The sequence below is a fragment of the Prochlorococcus marinus XMU1405 genome (genome assembly GCF_017696275.1).
Lineage (GTDB): Bacteria > Cyanobacteriota > Cyanobacteriia > PCC-6307 > Cyanobiaceae > Prochlorococcus_A > Prochlorococcus_A marinus_AB.
The window spans coordinates 288,363-301,324 of sequence record NZ_JAAORF010000002.1 but is presented as its reverse complement, the minus strand read 5'-3'; the positions used below and the strand labels follow the sequence as shown (position 1 = coordinate 301,324).

25 protein-coding genes are annotated in these 12,962 nt (G+C 26.6%); 11 read left to right on the top strand and 14 right to left on the bottom strand.

The window, feature by feature from the left end; genetic code table 11:
• The first annotated feature begins 69 nt into the window (after positions 1 to 69).
• Both HA148_RS05210 and HA148_RS05205 read left to right on the top strand, forming a co-directional pair.
• A complete protein-coding gene (locus HA148_RS05210) occupies positions 70 to 207 on the top strand; it encodes a hypothetical protein (protein WP_002806597.1) in 138 nt (45 codons plus the stop codon).
• A 103-nt stretch (positions 208 to 310) separates the two neighbouring features.
• A complete protein-coding gene (locus HA148_RS05205; protein WP_209130824.1) occupies positions 311 to 580 on the top strand; it encodes a hypothetical protein in 270 nt (89 codons plus the stop codon).
• A 422-nt stretch (positions 581 to 1,002) separates the two neighbouring features.
• Here the strand turns inward: HA148_RS05205 and HA148_RS05200 are convergent, their stop codons facing one another.
• The 4 genes from HA148_RS05200 to HA148_RS05185 all read right to left on the bottom strand — a co-directional run bounded on the left by HA148_RS05200 (position 1,003) and on the right by HA148_RS05185 (position 2,473).
• Positions 1,003 to 1,320, bottom strand: coding sequence for a DUF3303 domain-containing protein (locus HA148_RS05200; protein ID WP_209130822.1), 318 nt, complete (start codon positions 1,318 to 1,320; stop codon positions 1,003 to 1,005).
• A 92-nt stretch (positions 1,321 to 1,412) separates the two neighbouring features.
• Positions 1,413 to 1,562: a hypothetical protein gene (locus HA148_RS05195; protein WP_209130820.1), complete on the bottom strand. Its 150-nt coding sequence runs from the start codon at positions 1,560 to 1,562 to the stop codon at positions 1,413 to 1,415.
• 114 nt (positions 1,563 to 1,676) lie between these two features.
• On the bottom strand, positions 1,677 to 2,000 hold the full coding sequence (locus tag HA148_RS05190) for a hypothetical protein (protein WP_209130818.1): 324 nt from the start codon (positions 1,998 to 2,000) through the stop codon (positions 1,677 to 1,679).
• Positions 2,001 to 2,002: 2 nt separating this feature from the next.
• A complete protein-coding gene (locus HA148_RS05185; RefSeq protein ID WP_209130816.1) occupies positions 2,003 to 2,473 on the bottom strand; it encodes a GNAT family N-acetyltransferase in 471 nt (156 codons plus the stop codon).
• A 20-nt stretch (positions 2,474 to 2,493) separates the two neighbouring features.
• Between HA148_RS05185 and HA148_RS05180 the strand changes: the two genes are divergently transcribed.
• Positions 2,494 to 3,174, top strand: a complete 681-nt coding sequence (locus HA148_RS05180; protein ID WP_209130814.1) for a peptidase E — start codon at positions 2,494 to 2,496, stop codon at positions 3,172 to 3,174.
• A gap of 21 nt (positions 3,175 to 3,195) precedes the next feature.
• Here the strand turns inward: HA148_RS05180 and HA148_RS05175 are convergent, their stop codons facing one another.
• Positions 3,196 to 3,600, bottom strand: a complete 405-nt coding sequence (locus tag HA148_RS05175; protein ID WP_209130812.1) for a hypothetical protein — start codon at positions 3,598 to 3,600, stop codon at positions 3,196 to 3,198.
• Positions 3,601 to 3,769: 169 nt separating this feature from the next.
• Here HA148_RS05175 and HA148_RS05170 point away from each other — a divergent pair, with 169 nt between their 5' ends.
• Genes HA148_RS05170 through HA148_RS05160 form a run of 3 tightly spaced genes read left to right on the top strand, consistent with a single transcriptional unit; the run spans position 3,770 to position 6,024 of the window.
• Positions 3,770 to 4,003, top strand: a complete 234-nt coding sequence (locus HA148_RS05170; protein WP_209130810.1) for a hypothetical protein — start codon at positions 3,770 to 3,772, stop codon at positions 4,001 to 4,003.
• A gap of 32 nt (positions 4,004 to 4,035) precedes the next feature.
• Positions 4,036 to 4,851 carry a hypothetical protein gene (locus HA148_RS05165; protein WP_209130808.1) on the top strand — a complete coding sequence of 272 codons (816 nt, stop codon included), beginning with the start codon at positions 4,036 to 4,038 and terminating at the stop codon, positions 4,849 to 4,851.
• 6 nt (positions 4,852 to 4,857) lie between these two features.
• Complete coding sequence (locus tag HA148_RS05160) at positions 4,858 to 6,024, top strand: NAD(P)-binding protein (RefSeq protein ID WP_209130806.1); 1,167 nt, start codon at positions 4,858 to 4,860, stop codon at positions 6,022 to 6,024.
• On the opposite strand, the gene HA148_RS05155 is transcribed toward HA148_RS05160, so the two are convergent.
• A complete protein-coding gene (locus HA148_RS05155; RefSeq protein WP_209130804.1) occupies positions 6,013 to 6,609 on the bottom strand; it encodes a uridine kinase family protein in 597 nt (198 codons plus the stop codon). The genes HA148_RS05160 and HA148_RS05155 overlap by 12 nt on opposite strands.
• A 267-nt stretch (positions 6,610 to 6,876) precedes the next feature.
• Between HA148_RS05155 and HA148_RS05150 the strand changes: the two genes are divergently transcribed.
• The gene (locus HA148_RS05150) at positions 6,877 to 7,209 is read left to right on the top strand and encodes a helix-hairpin-helix domain-containing protein (protein ID WP_209130801.1); all 333 of its coding nucleotides are present in this window, start codon (positions 6,877 to 6,879) and stop codon (positions 7,207 to 7,209) included.
• A gap of 76 nt (positions 7,210 to 7,285) precedes the next feature.
• On the opposite strand, the gene rpsU is transcribed toward HA148_RS05150, so the two are convergent.
• The 7 genes from rpsU to HA148_RS05115 all read right to left on the bottom strand — a co-directional run bounded on the left by rpsU (position 7,286) and on the right by HA148_RS05115 (position 9,853).
• Positions 7,286 to 7,462 (bottom strand): 30S ribosomal protein S21, encoded by a 177-nt coding sequence (rpsU, locus tag HA148_RS05145; RefSeq protein WP_002806486.1) that lies wholly within the window; start codon positions 7,460 to 7,462, stop codon positions 7,286 to 7,288.
• Positions 7,463 to 7,546: 84 nt separating this feature from the next.
• Positions 7,547 to 8,005 carry a nucleoside 2-deoxyribosyltransferase gene (locus HA148_RS05140; RefSeq protein WP_209130799.1) on the bottom strand — a complete coding sequence of 153 codons (459 nt, stop codon included), beginning with the start codon at positions 8,003 to 8,005 and terminating at the stop codon, positions 7,547 to 7,549.
• Positions 8,002 to 8,397, bottom strand: a complete 396-nt coding sequence (locus HA148_RS05135) for a phosphoribosyltransferase (protein WP_209130797.1) — start codon at positions 8,395 to 8,397, stop codon at positions 8,002 to 8,004. The genes HA148_RS05140 and HA148_RS05135 overlap by 4 nt, the downstream gene beginning before the upstream one ends.
• Position 8,398: 1 nt before the next feature.
• Positions 8,399 to 8,584, bottom strand: a complete 186-nt coding sequence (locus HA148_RS05130; RefSeq protein ID WP_209130795.1) for a hypothetical protein — start codon at positions 8,582 to 8,584, stop codon at positions 8,399 to 8,401.
• 74 nt (positions 8,585 to 8,658) lie between these two features.
• The gene (locus tag HA148_RS05125) at positions 8,659 to 9,162 is read right to left on the bottom strand and encodes a josephin (RefSeq protein ID WP_209130793.1); all 504 of its coding nucleotides are present in this window, start codon (positions 9,160 to 9,162) and stop codon (positions 8,659 to 8,661) included.
• 223 nt (positions 9,163 to 9,385) lie between these two features.
• The gene (locus tag HA148_RS05120; RefSeq protein WP_209130791.1) at positions 9,386 to 9,610 is read right to left on the bottom strand and encodes a hypothetical protein; all 225 of its coding nucleotides are present in this window, start codon (positions 9,608 to 9,610) and stop codon (positions 9,386 to 9,388) included.
• A 36-nt stretch (positions 9,611 to 9,646) separates the two neighbouring features.
• Positions 9,647 to 9,853 carry a hypothetical protein gene (locus tag HA148_RS05115; RefSeq protein WP_245152019.1) on the bottom strand — a complete coding sequence of 69 codons (207 nt, stop codon included), beginning with the start codon at positions 9,851 to 9,853 and terminating at the stop codon, positions 9,647 to 9,649.
• Positions 9,854 to 10,032: 179 nt separating this feature from the next.
• On the opposite strand from HA148_RS05115, the gene HA148_RS05110 reads away from it, so the two are divergent.
• Positions 10,033 to 10,434, top strand: coding sequence for a hypothetical protein (locus HA148_RS05110; protein ID WP_209130786.1), 402 nt, complete (start codon positions 10,033 to 10,035; stop codon positions 10,432 to 10,434).
• Positions 10,435 to 10,718: 284 nt separating this feature from the next.
• Here HA148_RS05110 and HA148_RS05105 read toward each other — a convergent pair whose 3' ends face one another.
• Complete coding sequence (locus HA148_RS05105) at positions 10,719 to 11,066, bottom strand: HNH endonuclease (protein ID WP_209130784.1); 348 nt, start codon at positions 11,064 to 11,066, stop codon at positions 10,719 to 10,721.
• A 142-nt stretch (positions 11,067 to 11,208) separates the two neighbouring features.
• Between HA148_RS05105 and HA148_RS05100 the strand changes: the two genes are divergently transcribed.
• The 3 genes from HA148_RS05100 to HA148_RS05090 all read left to right on the top strand — a co-directional run bounded on the left by HA148_RS05100 (position 11,209) and on the right by HA148_RS05090 (position 12,960).
• A complete protein-coding gene (locus HA148_RS05100; RefSeq protein WP_209130782.1) occupies positions 11,209 to 12,021 on the top strand; it encodes a sulfite exporter TauE/SafE family protein in 813 nt (270 codons plus the stop codon).
• A 445-nt stretch (positions 12,022 to 12,466) separates the two neighbouring features.
• The gene (locus HA148_RS05095) at positions 12,467 to 12,694 is read left to right on the top strand and encodes a hypothetical protein (RefSeq protein ID WP_011863020.1); all 228 of its coding nucleotides are present in this window, start codon (positions 12,467 to 12,469) and stop codon (positions 12,692 to 12,694) included.
• The gene (locus tag HA148_RS05090; protein WP_209130780.1) at positions 12,694 to 12,960 is read left to right on the top strand and encodes a hypothetical protein; all 267 of its coding nucleotides are present in this window, start codon (positions 12,694 to 12,696) and stop codon (positions 12,958 to 12,960) included. The genes HA148_RS05095 and HA148_RS05090 overlap by 1 nt, the downstream gene beginning before the upstream one ends.
• Positions 12,961 to 12,962: the final 2 nt, after the last annotated feature.

Sequence of the window (12,962 nt, the reverse complement as noted above, 5' to 3'; positions counted from 1 at the left end):
ATGTCTCAATATAGGTATATTTTTCATAAAAATCTGTATGCTAACTCGGAGATATTATGTTTTAAAATCATGAATTTATTAGCTTCTTTTGCTTTAGGTGGTTTCAATCCATGGGCAGCAGGCTTTGGAATTGGTTCTTTAGTCCTTTTTGGTCTTGTTGGTCTTGTGGCGGGTCCAAACCTAAAGAATTTTGACCCTGATGCATAAATCATCATGTTTAATATAGATTTTAAAAGACTCATTTGAGTCTTTTTTTATGCGGTTTTTTAAATTTATTTTTAGAATAAATTAAATTATATTACGTCAAAAAATGTTGTTAAATCCTTTTTATCCATTTACTTTTTTGAAAATCTCTTCTCTTAAAGCTACTATTATTTTCTTATCAATACTTTTAATCAAATCAAATTTGCTTAGATTAAAAGGAGGATTAATTGGAGCTCTTTTTGCCTTGATACTAATATCGGGGATTTTTGCCTCTAGTACTATAGCTTTAGGATCTTTAGTTTATGCCTATCGATTAAAGAATAAATCTAATTCTGATGATAATCAAATGCAGGATTTAGAAACTGTTAATGTTTAAGATATTTTGTGAATCAAATTCAGTTGGATAACCTAAAATGGAGTACCAGGTACAAAATGCAAGACTAAAAATCCAAAACCGGCGGCAAAAATTATTGATACCGCGATGATTAGAAGGCCCGATGCCATTCCCCCTTCGTTAAACGCCATTTAGTTAGTTATTTTTAATTTAATAATAGAACATATTTGTTCTCAGGTAATAGTTTTAATTACTCATATATCATCCAAATTTATTATTAATGGTGAATAAAAGTAAAAAGATGGAAGTTAATGAGATGATAAAACCAAATATTATTAATGGTTTAGATTTGACATTTTCTTCTTTATTAAGCTTATTTTTTGAAGAACGAAAATTTCTATCTTTTTTTTTATAAATAAGATTGGAAAAAGGTTTAATCACGATAAATTTAAGATTTAAGCTAATTACCCTAAAGTTTTAAACAAATCTTTATGGTAATCAACAACATTTTGACAACTTATTACAGGTGTAAATTCCATATGAATGCCAAATTTGGCTCTCCATGGAGCAAAATGCTCGAAAATTTCTTTATCACTCTCTGCCTTACATAAACAAACTACTCTACCCTCCCCTGGAGCATGAACTCTAAATAACATCTCAAATTTATCTGTTTTATCTGATTTAGCAATTTCACCATTATCCCAAGCTTCTACAAATAATTGATAAGCTTTCACTTGATTCTCAATATCTGGGAATTGGCAGTCAGCAAGAAATAATTGCATTGGAGTATTCTTAAGATTTTACTCATTATCCCTCAAATACTAATTAATTAATGGGACTGTTTGAATTTGAAGATCAGAAAAAGAATATTTTCCTAAATAAAGTGAGAAGAGAGAGTCTCAAGGAATTTGCCAATATCTTTTTTATATAAACTATCTGTGATTTTTAAAGAGAATAATTCATAATTATTTATATATTTTTTTTTATCAAAATTAATATTTCCCTTTAATGAAATATTTTTCATGATTTTATTGATCACTATTTAAAATTTAAACAAATATAAGTAAAAGACAAATTTCTTTACATTATGTTTTTTATTAGAGAAATTTCTAAGGCTAATTAACAATAATTGATTTATTTAAGAGTTAATTAATTTTCCTAGGATATATAAGAAAGAATTAGTTAAAGAAAAAATTACAGTTAATAGAGATGCAATAACGGGTAATAAATTGAACCATAATTGCGAAGTTGTCATTTTTGAATCAATATGCAGAAAATTGGTTCTTTTTTTAATTCTTATTTGTAACCAAAAAATAGATAATGGATAAATAATTCTTGAGAAAGTAATTATCAATGAAGGCAAAATACCTTGGTTTGAATAAAGTATAAATCCTGAAAAAAAGTATAATGCCCAAATTAGAACCCTTTGAATAAGAATTAATCCCTTGCTTTTGCCAGACATTATTAATTAATTTTTATAATTTTAGTCATTTTATATCTTTCAAAAAAAATGTTATTTAAAATGACTTTTTCTTTACGTATAATTTCCCATTCATTTTTAAGAAATAATTCATAACTTATTAAGCTCGCTTCAGTATAAAGAGAATCTAAACCTTCTTTCTTTGCTTCATCTTCTAATTTAAGAAGTAACTTAGTGCCGTAGCCTTTTCTTTGGAATTCAGCTTTACAGTAAAATAGCGCAATTCTATCGGTGGGATATCTTGTGGCAAAAGCAATAATTATTCCTTGTTTACTTATAAGCCATCCTTTTCCTTTAATTATTGACTTATCAAAATTTGGGTTTTTCCAAGCTTGGCTTGACCAGGCTCTTTTTTGTTCTTGACTATAAATTTTTTCATCTAAAGATTGAATTGAATCAAAATAAACCTTCTTTAATTCCATTTGATCTTTAATGGTGATTTGTCTTAAATTCATATATAAATCATTTATTTAATATGCCTAATAAAAATATAGTCGCAATTGGGGGAGGAGGGTTTGGACGGTCATTAGGCTCTCTTGAAATTGAAAAATATATAGTTTCTTTAATTAATAAAAAAAGACCTAAAATTTGCTTTATTCCAACAGCATCTGGCGATAGTAGTTTGTACAAACTAAATTTTTATAGAGCATTTTCTAAACTTGATTGTATAACAAGCCATATTGATTTCTTCTCTAGAACAGAAAACTTAGAAGAGAAAGTTTTAACTCAAGATATCATTTATGTTGGCGGAGGAAATACAAAAAGTATGTTAGCTGTTTGGAAAGAATGGAATTTACATAAAATTTTGCAAATTGCTTATGAACAAGGAATTGTAATGAGTGGTGTAAGTGCTGGGGCTATTTGCTGGTTTGATAAAGGCATAACTGATTCTTATGCTAAAGAATTAGCCATAATTGATTGCTTAGGTATAGTTGAAGGTATTGCCTGCCCGCATTTCGATGAAGAGAAAGAGAGGGAACCTTACGTTAATGATGTTATTCAGAGAGAAATTATTGAATCTTGTATATGTATTGAGGGCAATTGTGCCTTGCATATTAAAAATGATTTTGACTATTCCTCAATTGATTTTGGTAATGGTAGAAACTGCTTTAGAGTTACAAGGAAAAATAAGATTGTAAAGAAAGAAATTCTTTGAAAAAAATATTTTTAATATATTTTAGATCTCATCATTCTTCGAGATAGAAGTAAATTCAATCCCTTTGTATTTTACGAAAGATGCAGTCCATACTTCTTTTGAGAGATTGCCAAGATATTTTAGAAACTGTTGTGTATCTCCATCTCTTATCCATTCAGATTTTATGAATGGAAGCTCTTTCTGCATTCTTTTAGGATGCATATGAACAAGTAGCAAACCTTTTTCTTCAGAAGCCCTTTTTAAAGAACCTTCATCACTTCTTTGAAACACTCTCATTAGAAGATTTAAAATTATCTCTTCTCCAAGTTTCTTGAAATTTTCTGATTCCTCTAAATTACCTTTAATTTCTTTACCTCCAAGAGGCATTGCTCTAACTAAGTTTTGCTCTATTAAAGCTATTGCAATTAGATAATCTTGGCTAGCCATATTCTAAAATAATACTTTTTTGTTATTCTAACCTCTCGAGTTCATGAAAATCTTTCATGGAATAAATATCTGCGATAAGAAGAAAGGAAGTAATTTATTAATTATTTTCCAATACAATTGAATTATTGTTTTTAAATTTTAATTAGTAAAATTAAAAATTTTATTTGTTATGAGATTTCTTTTATTTTTATTTTTCGGGATTTTTATAGGTCTTTATCTATCATGGCCAGGTTTAGTAATACCAGAAAATTGGAAATGTTTTTATCAAATTATTGCAAAATCTTCAGAAGATAAAATTTCTTTAAAAGCTGCATTAGAGATTTCCCCTAGTTATTTGCTAAAAGGTAAGAATAAAAAGACGACTTCCAAAATAAGAATCGTAGCAGATGCGTGTTTTCGTTAATATGTTGAGTGATTAAATATGACTTTGAAATAATGAACAATAATATAAGGTTTGAATTATCATTTAAAAATATTTCTCAGTTAGACAATAAACTTAATTTCTGCAAATTAAATAATATAAAAAATATCAATATTCCATGTAAAGGACTTATAAAGAAGGATTTATTTAACTCAACTATAAAATATATATCTAAAAACTATAATGAATTTAATGTGACATATCACTACAGTCTTTATCATCAATATTCAAAAAATAAAGAAAAATCGTATCAGGATTTTTTAGAGTTTGTTAAAAATTCTCAGACTAATAAAAATTGTGAAATTCTGCTTGTGTCGGGATCAAATAAGAAAAAAAACTTTGACTCAGTTGATGTATTAGCTTATTTAAAAAAAGAAAAAGATTTAAAAGTTAAATTAGGTATAGCTTACAATCCATATTTGAAAAAATATTATAATGTTTCTTCAGAAAGAGAAAGGTTAGAAAGAAAAATTTCGACTGGATTAATAAATTCAATTTGGTTTCAATATGGTACAGATATTAAAGTTCTTCAGAATGAGGTGACTTATCTTAAAAATGTATCAAAAGAAGAAAAATTAAATTTATTTGGAAGTTTATTTATTCCTTCTAAACAATTTATAGCAAGGTTTAAATTTCGTCCTTGGAAAGAGGTATATATATCTGAAAAGTGTTTATATGCCTTGGAGAATTTTTTTGATTTCACAAACGACTTAGTTAGTTTTTATAAAAAAAATAATATTACACCTGTAATTGAATCTGATTTTTCATCATCAGAGAAGCTTGATTCTGTTTATAGTTTTTGGAAAATGAAAGATAATTTATGTCAATAGGTAATTATGAAAAGTGATTTTACATATGACTTAGTAATAATAGGTGGAGGAATATCTGCGTGTGTCTTCGCTTCGAATTATCTGAAAAATAATATTACAAAAAAGATTGCATTAGTTGAAATTGGTCGCGGACTTGGAGGTAGATCAAGTACAAGAATAAGCAAAAGATTTAAAGGATGGAAATTAAACCATGGTGCTCCAAATTTTAATATATCCAACAGTAAAAATAATCTTCTATTAAAAAGTTATATTGATGAATTATTGGAAAATAAATTTATTAAAATTGATGACTCTGATACATTTTTTCTAAATGAAGATTCTATTTTAGAAAAAAATGAAAAATCAGAATTTTCTTGCGGTATTAATTATCTATCTTTAGGTTCTATGAGTCAATTATCGCAAAAGATAATTGAATCTAATAATTTAAAGGGTAAAATTGATTTTTATTTTGAAACTTTAATAGTTGATTTGAAGTTTAATAATAATGAATGGTTACTTACATCAAAAAATGGAGATAAATTTACATCTAAATATCTTATTTGTTCAACTAATTTGTTGTTGCATAAAAGGTCATTGAAAATATTAAACATAAATCAAATTCCATTAAGAAAAGCTATTCCTTTAAATTATGATAAAAAAATAGATTTACTATTAAATTTCTTAGAAGAACAAACATTTATACCTAGGTTAACTTTTTTAATTTATACAAATGAAAATTATAGTTATAAAGATTTTTATTCTAAAAAACAAAGGTATTTTTATTTAAAAAAAAATTTAGAAAAAAAATTTAGATTTGAAAGAATTATTTTTCAGCGGCAAGTTAATAATAATTTAGGTATTGTAATACATTCAAAAAATAAAGAGTTCGTTAATTCTTATTTAAATGCAAAGGATGAAGAGGTTTTTAAAAAAAAAATAATTGAAAATTTCAATAAACTCTTTGAAGATAATTCTATAGTAAATAAATTAACTTTTGATGAAAAAATTTCTATTATGAAATGGAGAGCTTCTCAACCTTCTGGCATTGCTGTTCCATTATCTTTGCAAGTTAGTAGAAAATATAGAATTGGATTTTGCGGAGACTGGTTTGAAGGAGATGGATTTAGCAGAATTGAAGGCTCAATATTAAGTGCTTTGATATTAGAAAAAAAAATTAATGATTTAATTAAATAATTTTTTCATAATCTTATCTAAATCAGAACTTTTCTCAATAATGAATCTATTTGTATTATTTTTTGTGCTATTAGGTTTCCCTTTTTCGTAATAAATGTCCCAGGATTTTAAGAAATCACTTTCAGCTTGTTTTTTATCCTTCCCCCTATCTTTTATATCCCTTTTGACAACTCTTTTCATGCACTCATTTTTTTTAGTTTTTATTTCTAAAAAATAATAATCTTGAATATTTAAAGTGCTTGAGAATTCTCTGGCAAAAATACCTTCAACAATTAAAAAACTAATATTTTTTTTTTCGTTTAAAAAAATTTGAATTGTTTTCTTTTCAAAATCATAATAACGATCACGAATTGAAATTCGATTCTTATAAATAAAATCAAAATCTTTCTTCAACAGTTTGTTATTAAAACTAATACTCCTATCAAAATAACCTTCTACAAATTTTGATAGTAATTTACTTTTTAACCCAGTCTTATAGTAGTTGTCGGTACTTAAAACAATACCTTGTTTGTTTTTTTTTAGTATTTGATTAGATAAAGTTGTTTTACCACTTCCAGAGGGTCCACTTATGAAGATAAGCTTCATTTTATTATCTGCTCTTTATTAAGATTTTAACTTTACTAATAATAAATACTTTTATTTTTTGGGAGTACATTTTTTCTTTTTTATAGTTATTAGACTAATTTTAAACACCTTGCAATGGCTTGTAAGCTTGCATAAATATTAAATCTGTGTCTTTATATGATTGTAAATAAATTATTTCTATTCAATTAGCTATTTTTTATTATTAATTCCCCTGGAATTTGATATTATATTAAATTGAAGAGCTAATTTTATTACTTATATATTGCAATGATTTCTAAATTTCTAAGCAAACTAAAATCAATTCTATTTAAAAGTGCAGTAACCACTGAAACTCCTTTAAAGAAAGAAAAAAAAGCAGCTAAGTCTGCAAAAACTTCAAAAACCAAAACAAAAACCAAAACCAAAGCTAAAGTCGTTAATTCTAAGAAAAATATTGAAACTTTAACCTCACTTCCAGGTGTTGGAGCGAAATCCGCAAAAGCTTTGTATGAGGCTGGATTTAAAACAACTAAGGCAGTTATTGCTGCTGATGAAAAAGATCTTCTTGCTGTGTCAGGAGTAGGAATAAATCTTGTTAAGAAGCTAAAAAAGCTAAAATAGTTAAATTTTTTATTTAAAATCTCTCTTAAAATTAATAATATTAATGATTTGCAAATACTTTATAAGTTGTATCAGATTATCTTCTTCTTGCTTTTCTTCTCTGTTGCAACTTTCTTTTGTATTTTTCAATAGGGGTTTCATGATGTCTAAGTCTTTTTAAATCTGCAAAGATTCCAGACTTAGAAACTTGTCTCTTAAATCTTCTAAGGGCAGATTCAATTCCCTCATTCTCTCCTACTGTAACTTGTGTCAAAATTTTATAAATAAATATTATTCTAGCACTTTAACAGATACATTTAAAATTTAAAGTTCTACTTGTGGGATGATTGTTTATTTTCTAATTTTCAGCCCACTCCACAAATCTTTTTTTATTACTTTTTATATCTTGTAATGATTCAAAATAATATTTTTCCCAATTATCTTTAGGCAGTCCAAGAAATAACATTAGGTTTAATGGGTATTGATTGCTATCAGCACAATTTCTAAAATCATCCCTGAATAAAAAGATTTCCTTTTTTAAAGCAATTGCTATACCTAATTCAATCATTACCCCTTCATCTGGTGGATTTCCATTAACAATCGCAAAAATACAATCACATTCTTTTAAATCATGGAAATTACTTCTTGCAACCTGATATGCCCACTCACTTTCTTGTTGCATTAATGGTTTTGCTCTCTCAAAAGGTTCAAATACTTCTACATTTAAATCATTGAAGATTTCAATAAATTCATTTAAGAGGGTTTTAGTTTGTTTTGAAAATCCATATGGATTAGCCAAATATAATTTTTTTCTCAACTTAAACCTCTTTTTTTGATGTACTCTTCGCGGTCACTTTTTGTATTTAAAGTATTTTCCCAAGGGAAAACAATCCATTGGCTTTTTTTTGATATATGCACTGTATTCCACCATATAGGTTTGATCTTACTAAATAATACAAAAAACATTGCTCCTTCAATATTCTTGAAGTTCGTCAAAGTTATGCCTGTTTCATAAACATCATCTACTATTAGTGAATTCTTTATTGGTTCTGAAATTAATTCAATTTTTAATTTATGGCTTAGTGCTACAGCAAGACATAATCCGCCACGAGGAACTCCATATATTCCAGAAAATTCCTTAAACCTACATTTATTAGCTATTTGTTCTACGCTCTTATCAAATTCGCTCCAAGTAAAATAACTTACCATCTTAATTTTCGTTTTTTACTTTTGTAGTAGCGTAATTTGAAGCAATTACACTTAAAAGTGCTACTACTTGCTCATTTGGACAATTAGTATTTTTTTTTAAATTTTCACATTCATTTATTATCTTGGCGTATGTATCCTCGACTATCCCGTTCATTTGATCGATACTAAAAGAATATGGTTTATTCATTTTTAAATTATTAGTAATTTTATTTTTACTTAAATATCCAATGAAGTAAATATTTTGAGTATTTAAAGATAAAATTATTCCCACATTGGATCATTTGATTTTTCAATTCTAGGAGAAGAAGGAACATAAGTATGTAACGTTTCAATTTTTAAAGCCCATTTTTTAGAGTTACCCTTTAAACTCTTGTATTCAATTAGGTTTGTTAGGGGAATTCTTTTCCTAACTTTAAGAAGACCTAGACAAGCTTCCCAGGCTTCTTGATTTTTATAAATATCTAACCAAAAATCAAAAATATTTTCCAATATTTCTAAAGGGATATCAAATGAAATCCCCACTGAAGGTCTTTCAATTAAATAATTCTTGTTTCTTAGTTCATTTAATAAATTATTTATGTTTAAATTAATAGCCAAAAGAATATCTTTTGCAGATTCATTACCCATTAATTCTTTTCTATGGCAATCTAAAAGATTTTTATCCTCAAGAATATTTTCATCGCAATTTTTTATTCCTACAAGCCAAAACCCTTCTCCATTATTGACTCCACTAGCAAGAAATAGATATTGAGGTGAATTCTCCAAGATTTCAAATCTTTTTTTCCATTTTTAACATTTTTTGCTTGATATGAAAATAATTTTGCTGTTCAATTAACAATATAAACTCCTCGTAATAAAAATTTAGTTGTTAATATAAAGTTTTAGGATATGTTTGATTTAAGAGAGCTAAAACTTATGTTTTTGGATCCTACTGATTTGATCATAAATAATATAAATAAATATCTTTATAGTATTAAAACAATTAAATTCATTTTTTCTTAGGAAATAATTTTCCTATTTTCTCTTTTTGAAGGTATTCCTTTTTAGATCTTATTTTTTTATCTTCCAGTGATTCTTTATTTGTACTTACTGCATAAATAATATAAAAAATCATACCAGAAAATATTAATCCTAAGAAAATAATCAATATTCCTATAGGTTCACTTGGACTAAAAATTTTGAGATCTAAAGATGTATTTAGGAATATTATCATCAACATACTTATTACTCAAAGAAATTTTATGGAAATCTAATTGATTTCTTCGTATCCAAAAAATGTAGAATTGTCTGAATTTTTATACCCACTTGCTGCTTCCTGTGGGTTTTGACTGTCAATTTTTCTTGCTTTAGCATGAATCATGTTGAATGGGAAAATAACAGCTCCTACAAAAAAATGAAGAATTAAGAAATCTGAGGGTAGTCCGTTTGTCCAATCAGGAAAAAATAGCAATGTCATCAATGATTCGTACATATAAGTAGTCAAATAAACCTCTGACTATTATTACTGAACTTATCGCAATACTTTTAATTTTTAATAAATTGAAATTTAATTTGCTTTTAATAATTATCAGATTTAATTGAAAAGACAAATTTAAAATATTAATATATTATTTATAAAGTATTGATTAATAGCCGTTGCATAAATTCTTTTTTGGCTTACTTTTATTTATAATTTTCCAATTAAAACCTGCAATAGGCTTATCTTTTGACACCTCTGATCCTAGTGTAAGTTTGCTACAAAATAGGATCTCTAATAATTTCTCTAAGAAATATTGCAATGCTATTCAAAATGGTTTTTCTAAAGATGAAGCAATGAAATCAGCTATTGTAAAAACTGAAAATATTATATCTTTCTCTTACAATCCACAGAAAAAATGGATTGAGAAAAGTGACTTGGCTTATCAAATTTCATCGCAAGTAATAAATGATTGTGGATGGTCATTTGGATTAATTGGAAAGGAGGGAGTTGATTATTTTAAATCATATTTTTTAGAAATTTACGAAAAAACAACTCCTGACAAAAATTTTTCAAGATAGACTAGGTTAATGAATAATATTTCAGACAAATTAGTATTGACTATAATTTTGGTTACTATTCTTTTTGTATTTGGTTTGATTTTTTCAGTAAAGTCTCCCGAGAGAAAGGTTATAGATTCGCCAATAATGTGGAGAGATGATTACTCTAATATCACGATTTTTAGGAATAAAATAAATTCAGACCGAAAAAGAATAATCTAAGTAGAAAATCATTACTCACTATAATATAAGGAATCTATTCAACCATACATTAAATAATTTAGAAGCTAAATAAATTTTTTATTTCATTTTTTATTTAAGTAGTTCAAAAGAACTGAAGCTAGTTTTAAATCATCATTAAACCATGCTCGTATCGCCATAGCCCTTCGAGGATCATAAAAATTTTGTTTCCTGTACCAACTAAGAACTTCCGAATCAGATTTCTTACCATTACATGACAAACAACATGGGACGCAATTACTTGTACTGCTTATACCGCCTTTTGACAATGGATGTAGGTGATCAAGTGATTCTGATGGTTTACCGCAATAAATACATTTAAAATTAGTAACTTTATTAAGTGACTCTCTCCAACTTTTATTACTTATCTTTGGACAAAACTGATCAAGATAAATTGCATCTTGTTTATGCATAAAATTCTTGATAATTTTTTCTAAATAATAACAGTTTTTTTTAAAGTATGATTGAAAAAGATAAGATAAGACTTCTTAAAACAAATGTTTCTTACGAAAAGAAGAATTTTTATTTATTAATACAAAGGGCAATTTATAGTTAATGCTTTATTTATTAACAATATTATTTGGAAATTTTGATCATTCTTTATTTAAAAGTATTTATATCTTTTTGATATCATTTTTTTCTAATACGTTCTCAGCGATTTCTGGAGGAGGAGCAGGATTATTGCAATTGCCTGCATTAATTTTATCTGGAGTTCCTTATTATCAGGCTCTGGCTAGTCATAAATTAGCAACAGTAGCACTAGGAATAGGGGGTTCCTTAAGAAATTACAAGTCTTTAGGTAATGATATAAGTATTGCTTGGCAAATTTTAATTTTTGGATTACCAGGAGTAATTATTGGGGCTTCTGTAGTTGAATATATATCAGAAAAGTATTTGTACTTAATTTTAGGAATAATATCCATATTATTAGCTGTTTACTCATTCCTTAAACCAGATTTAGGGTTGTCATCTGGTGATAAACAGCTTAATTTTGTTCATAAAATTAGATTTTTAATTTTTATTTTTCTTATAGGTATATTAAATGGCTCTATCTCTTCAGGAACTGGGTTGCTTGTAACAATACTATTAATAAAAACTTTTGAAATGGATTTTCTTCGAGCCATAAGTATGACATTTTTTACTGTTGGGATTTTTTGGAATTTTGTCGGAGCAGTATATCTGTCAAGAATAGGATCGGTTCCATTAAATTTATTGATAGTTTTAATAATTGGTTCCTTTACAGGAGGATTCTTCGGAGCTCACCTCTCAAAATTAAATGGAAATATACTTATTAAGAAAACTTTTATAACAGTTTGTATTTTGGTTGGTATTAGCTTATTGATTAAATCTATAAAAAGCTTTTTATAAAATTATTGGAGGTTAGTAATACATTTTGGTAAAAATTCTAAAGCAGGATTAAAAATAAAAAAAAATTATTTATTATCTTTATTCGTCATCAAAGAGGTTAATGAATTACTCATTTTATTTAATAATACTTTTAGACTTTATTTAAAAACCAAAAAAAAGGCCTCACATATGTGGGGCCGGGTGATGGGGAATCTTATTTTTAAACCAATTTCTCGAAAAATGCAACCCCCTACCTGTAGCGCAAACTTAATCTTTTCAATACACTACAGATAGTGCTTTAATGATTTTCTTATATGAAAATTTAAAATTCTAAAAAAAATTTTGTAATTTTTAAGTTTATGAGCAAAAATCCTATTTTATAATTTCAAATGTTTTTGGGTAATTTACTTGTTAAAAATGTCCTGCACAGTATCATTCGTAAGAACTTTGCTAGTTAAAAGCTTTAATGATTGAATTAACTTTACTAACTCTTTTAAATTATGTTGGGGATAATTTTTGTGAGTATAGAAATTTAGGTCATGATAACTATAAATCTTTACTTCTTTCCTATAGTGATGCAAGCAATAAATTTGGACCATTGGAGGTTAAAAAGGTTATTGAGAAGTCAGAAAATTTTAAAGTTACGGCTGTCGCTATTGCTGCAATCAAATGCCCTCAGCATATAGTTAAGTAATGAAGTTTGAATTAAGAACTAAAAATGAAAATTATTCAAAATCAATTTCACAATTTTTCGGTTTAGTTTTTTTAATCACTTTAATAATAATCCTTGGTGATTTAGCACATAAATTAGGAATCATATCTAGAAATCATAAAATCGAATACAACTGTAGGCTTTTATCTGTTGAAAAATCTAAACCTCATTTTAAGAACTTGTCTAGGCTATCTAATCTGAAAAGTAAACAACAAATTTGGGAATTTTGCAGGGAGGTTATTAAATAATA

Excerpts from the sequence above, each read along its gene's own strand:
- HA148_RS05210 (WP_002806597.1), top strand. The coding sequence starts at position 70 with ATGAATTTATTAGCTTCTTTTGCTTTAGGTGGTTTCAATCCATGGGCA.
- HA148_RS05205 (WP_209130824.1), top strand. The coding sequence starts at position 311 with ATGTTGTTAAATCCTTTTTATCCATTTACTTTTTTGAAAATCTCTTCT.
- HA148_RS05200 (WP_209130822.1), bottom strand. The coding sequence starts at position 1,320 with ATGCAATTATTTCTTGCTGACTGCCAATTCCCAGATATTGAGAATCAA.
- HA148_RS05195 (WP_209130820.1), bottom strand. The coding sequence starts at position 1,562 with ATGAAAAATATTTCATTAAAGGGAAATATTAATTTTGATAAAAAAAAA.
- HA148_RS05190 (WP_209130818.1), bottom strand. The coding sequence starts at position 2,000 with ATGTCTGGCAAAAGCAAGGGATTAATTCTTATTCAAAGGGTTCTAATT.
- HA148_RS05185 (WP_209130816.1), bottom strand. The coding sequence starts at position 2,473 with ATGAATTTAAGACAAATCACCATTAAAGATCAAATGGAATTAAAGAAG.
- HA148_RS05180 (WP_209130814.1), top strand. The coding sequence starts at position 2,494 with ATGCCTAATAAAAATATAGTCGCAATTGGGGGAGGAGGGTTTGGACGG.
- HA148_RS05175 (WP_209130812.1), bottom strand. The coding sequence starts at position 3,600 with ATGGCTAGCCAAGATTATCTAATTGCAATAGCTTTAATAGAGCAAAAC.
- HA148_RS05170 (WP_209130810.1), top strand. The coding sequence starts at position 3,770 with ATGAGATTTCTTTTATTTTTATTTTTCGGGATTTTTATAGGTCTTTAT.
- HA148_RS05165 (WP_209130808.1), top strand. The coding sequence starts at position 4,036 with ATGAACAATAATATAAGGTTTGAATTATCATTTAAAAATATTTCTCAG.
- HA148_RS05160 (WP_209130806.1), top strand. The coding sequence starts at position 4,858 with ATGAAAAGTGATTTTACATATGACTTAGTAATAATAGGTGGAGGAATA.
- HA148_RS05155 (WP_209130804.1), bottom strand. The coding sequence starts at position 6,609 with ATGAAGCTTATCTTCATAAGTGGACCCTCTGGAAGTGGTAAAACAACT.
- HA148_RS05150 (WP_209130801.1), top strand. The coding sequence starts at position 6,877 with ATGATTTCTAAATTTCTAAGCAAACTAAAATCAATTCTATTTAAAAGT.
- HA148_RS05135 (WP_209130797.1), bottom strand. The coding sequence starts at position 8,397 with ATGGTAAGTTATTTTACTTGGAGCGAATTTGATAAGAGCGTAGAACAA.
- HA148_RS05130 (WP_209130795.1), bottom strand. The coding sequence starts at position 8,584 with ATGAATAAACCATATTCTTTTAGTATCGATCAAATGAACGGGATAGTC.
- HA148_RS05120 (WP_209130791.1), bottom strand. The coding sequence starts at position 9,610 with ATGATAATATTCCTAAATACATCTTTAGATCTCAAAATTTTTAGTCCA.
- HA148_RS05115 (WP_245152019.1), bottom strand. The coding sequence starts at position 9,853 with ATGACATTGCTATTTTTTCCTGATTGGACAAACGGACTACCCTCAGAT.
- HA148_RS05105 (WP_209130784.1), bottom strand. The coding sequence starts at position 11,066 with ATGCATAAACAAGATGCAATTTATCTTGATCAGTTTTGTCCAAAGATA.
- HA148_RS05100 (WP_209130782.1), top strand. The coding sequence starts at position 11,209 with ATGCTTTATTTATTAACAATATTATTTGGAAATTTTGATCATTCTTTA.
- HA148_RS05095 (WP_011863020.1), top strand. The coding sequence starts at position 12,467 with ATGATTGAATTAACTTTACTAACTCTTTTAAATTATGTTGGGGATAAT.
- HA148_RS05090 (WP_209130780.1), top strand. The coding sequence starts at position 12,694 with ATGAAGTTTGAATTAAGAACTAAAAATGAAAATTATTCAAAATCAATT.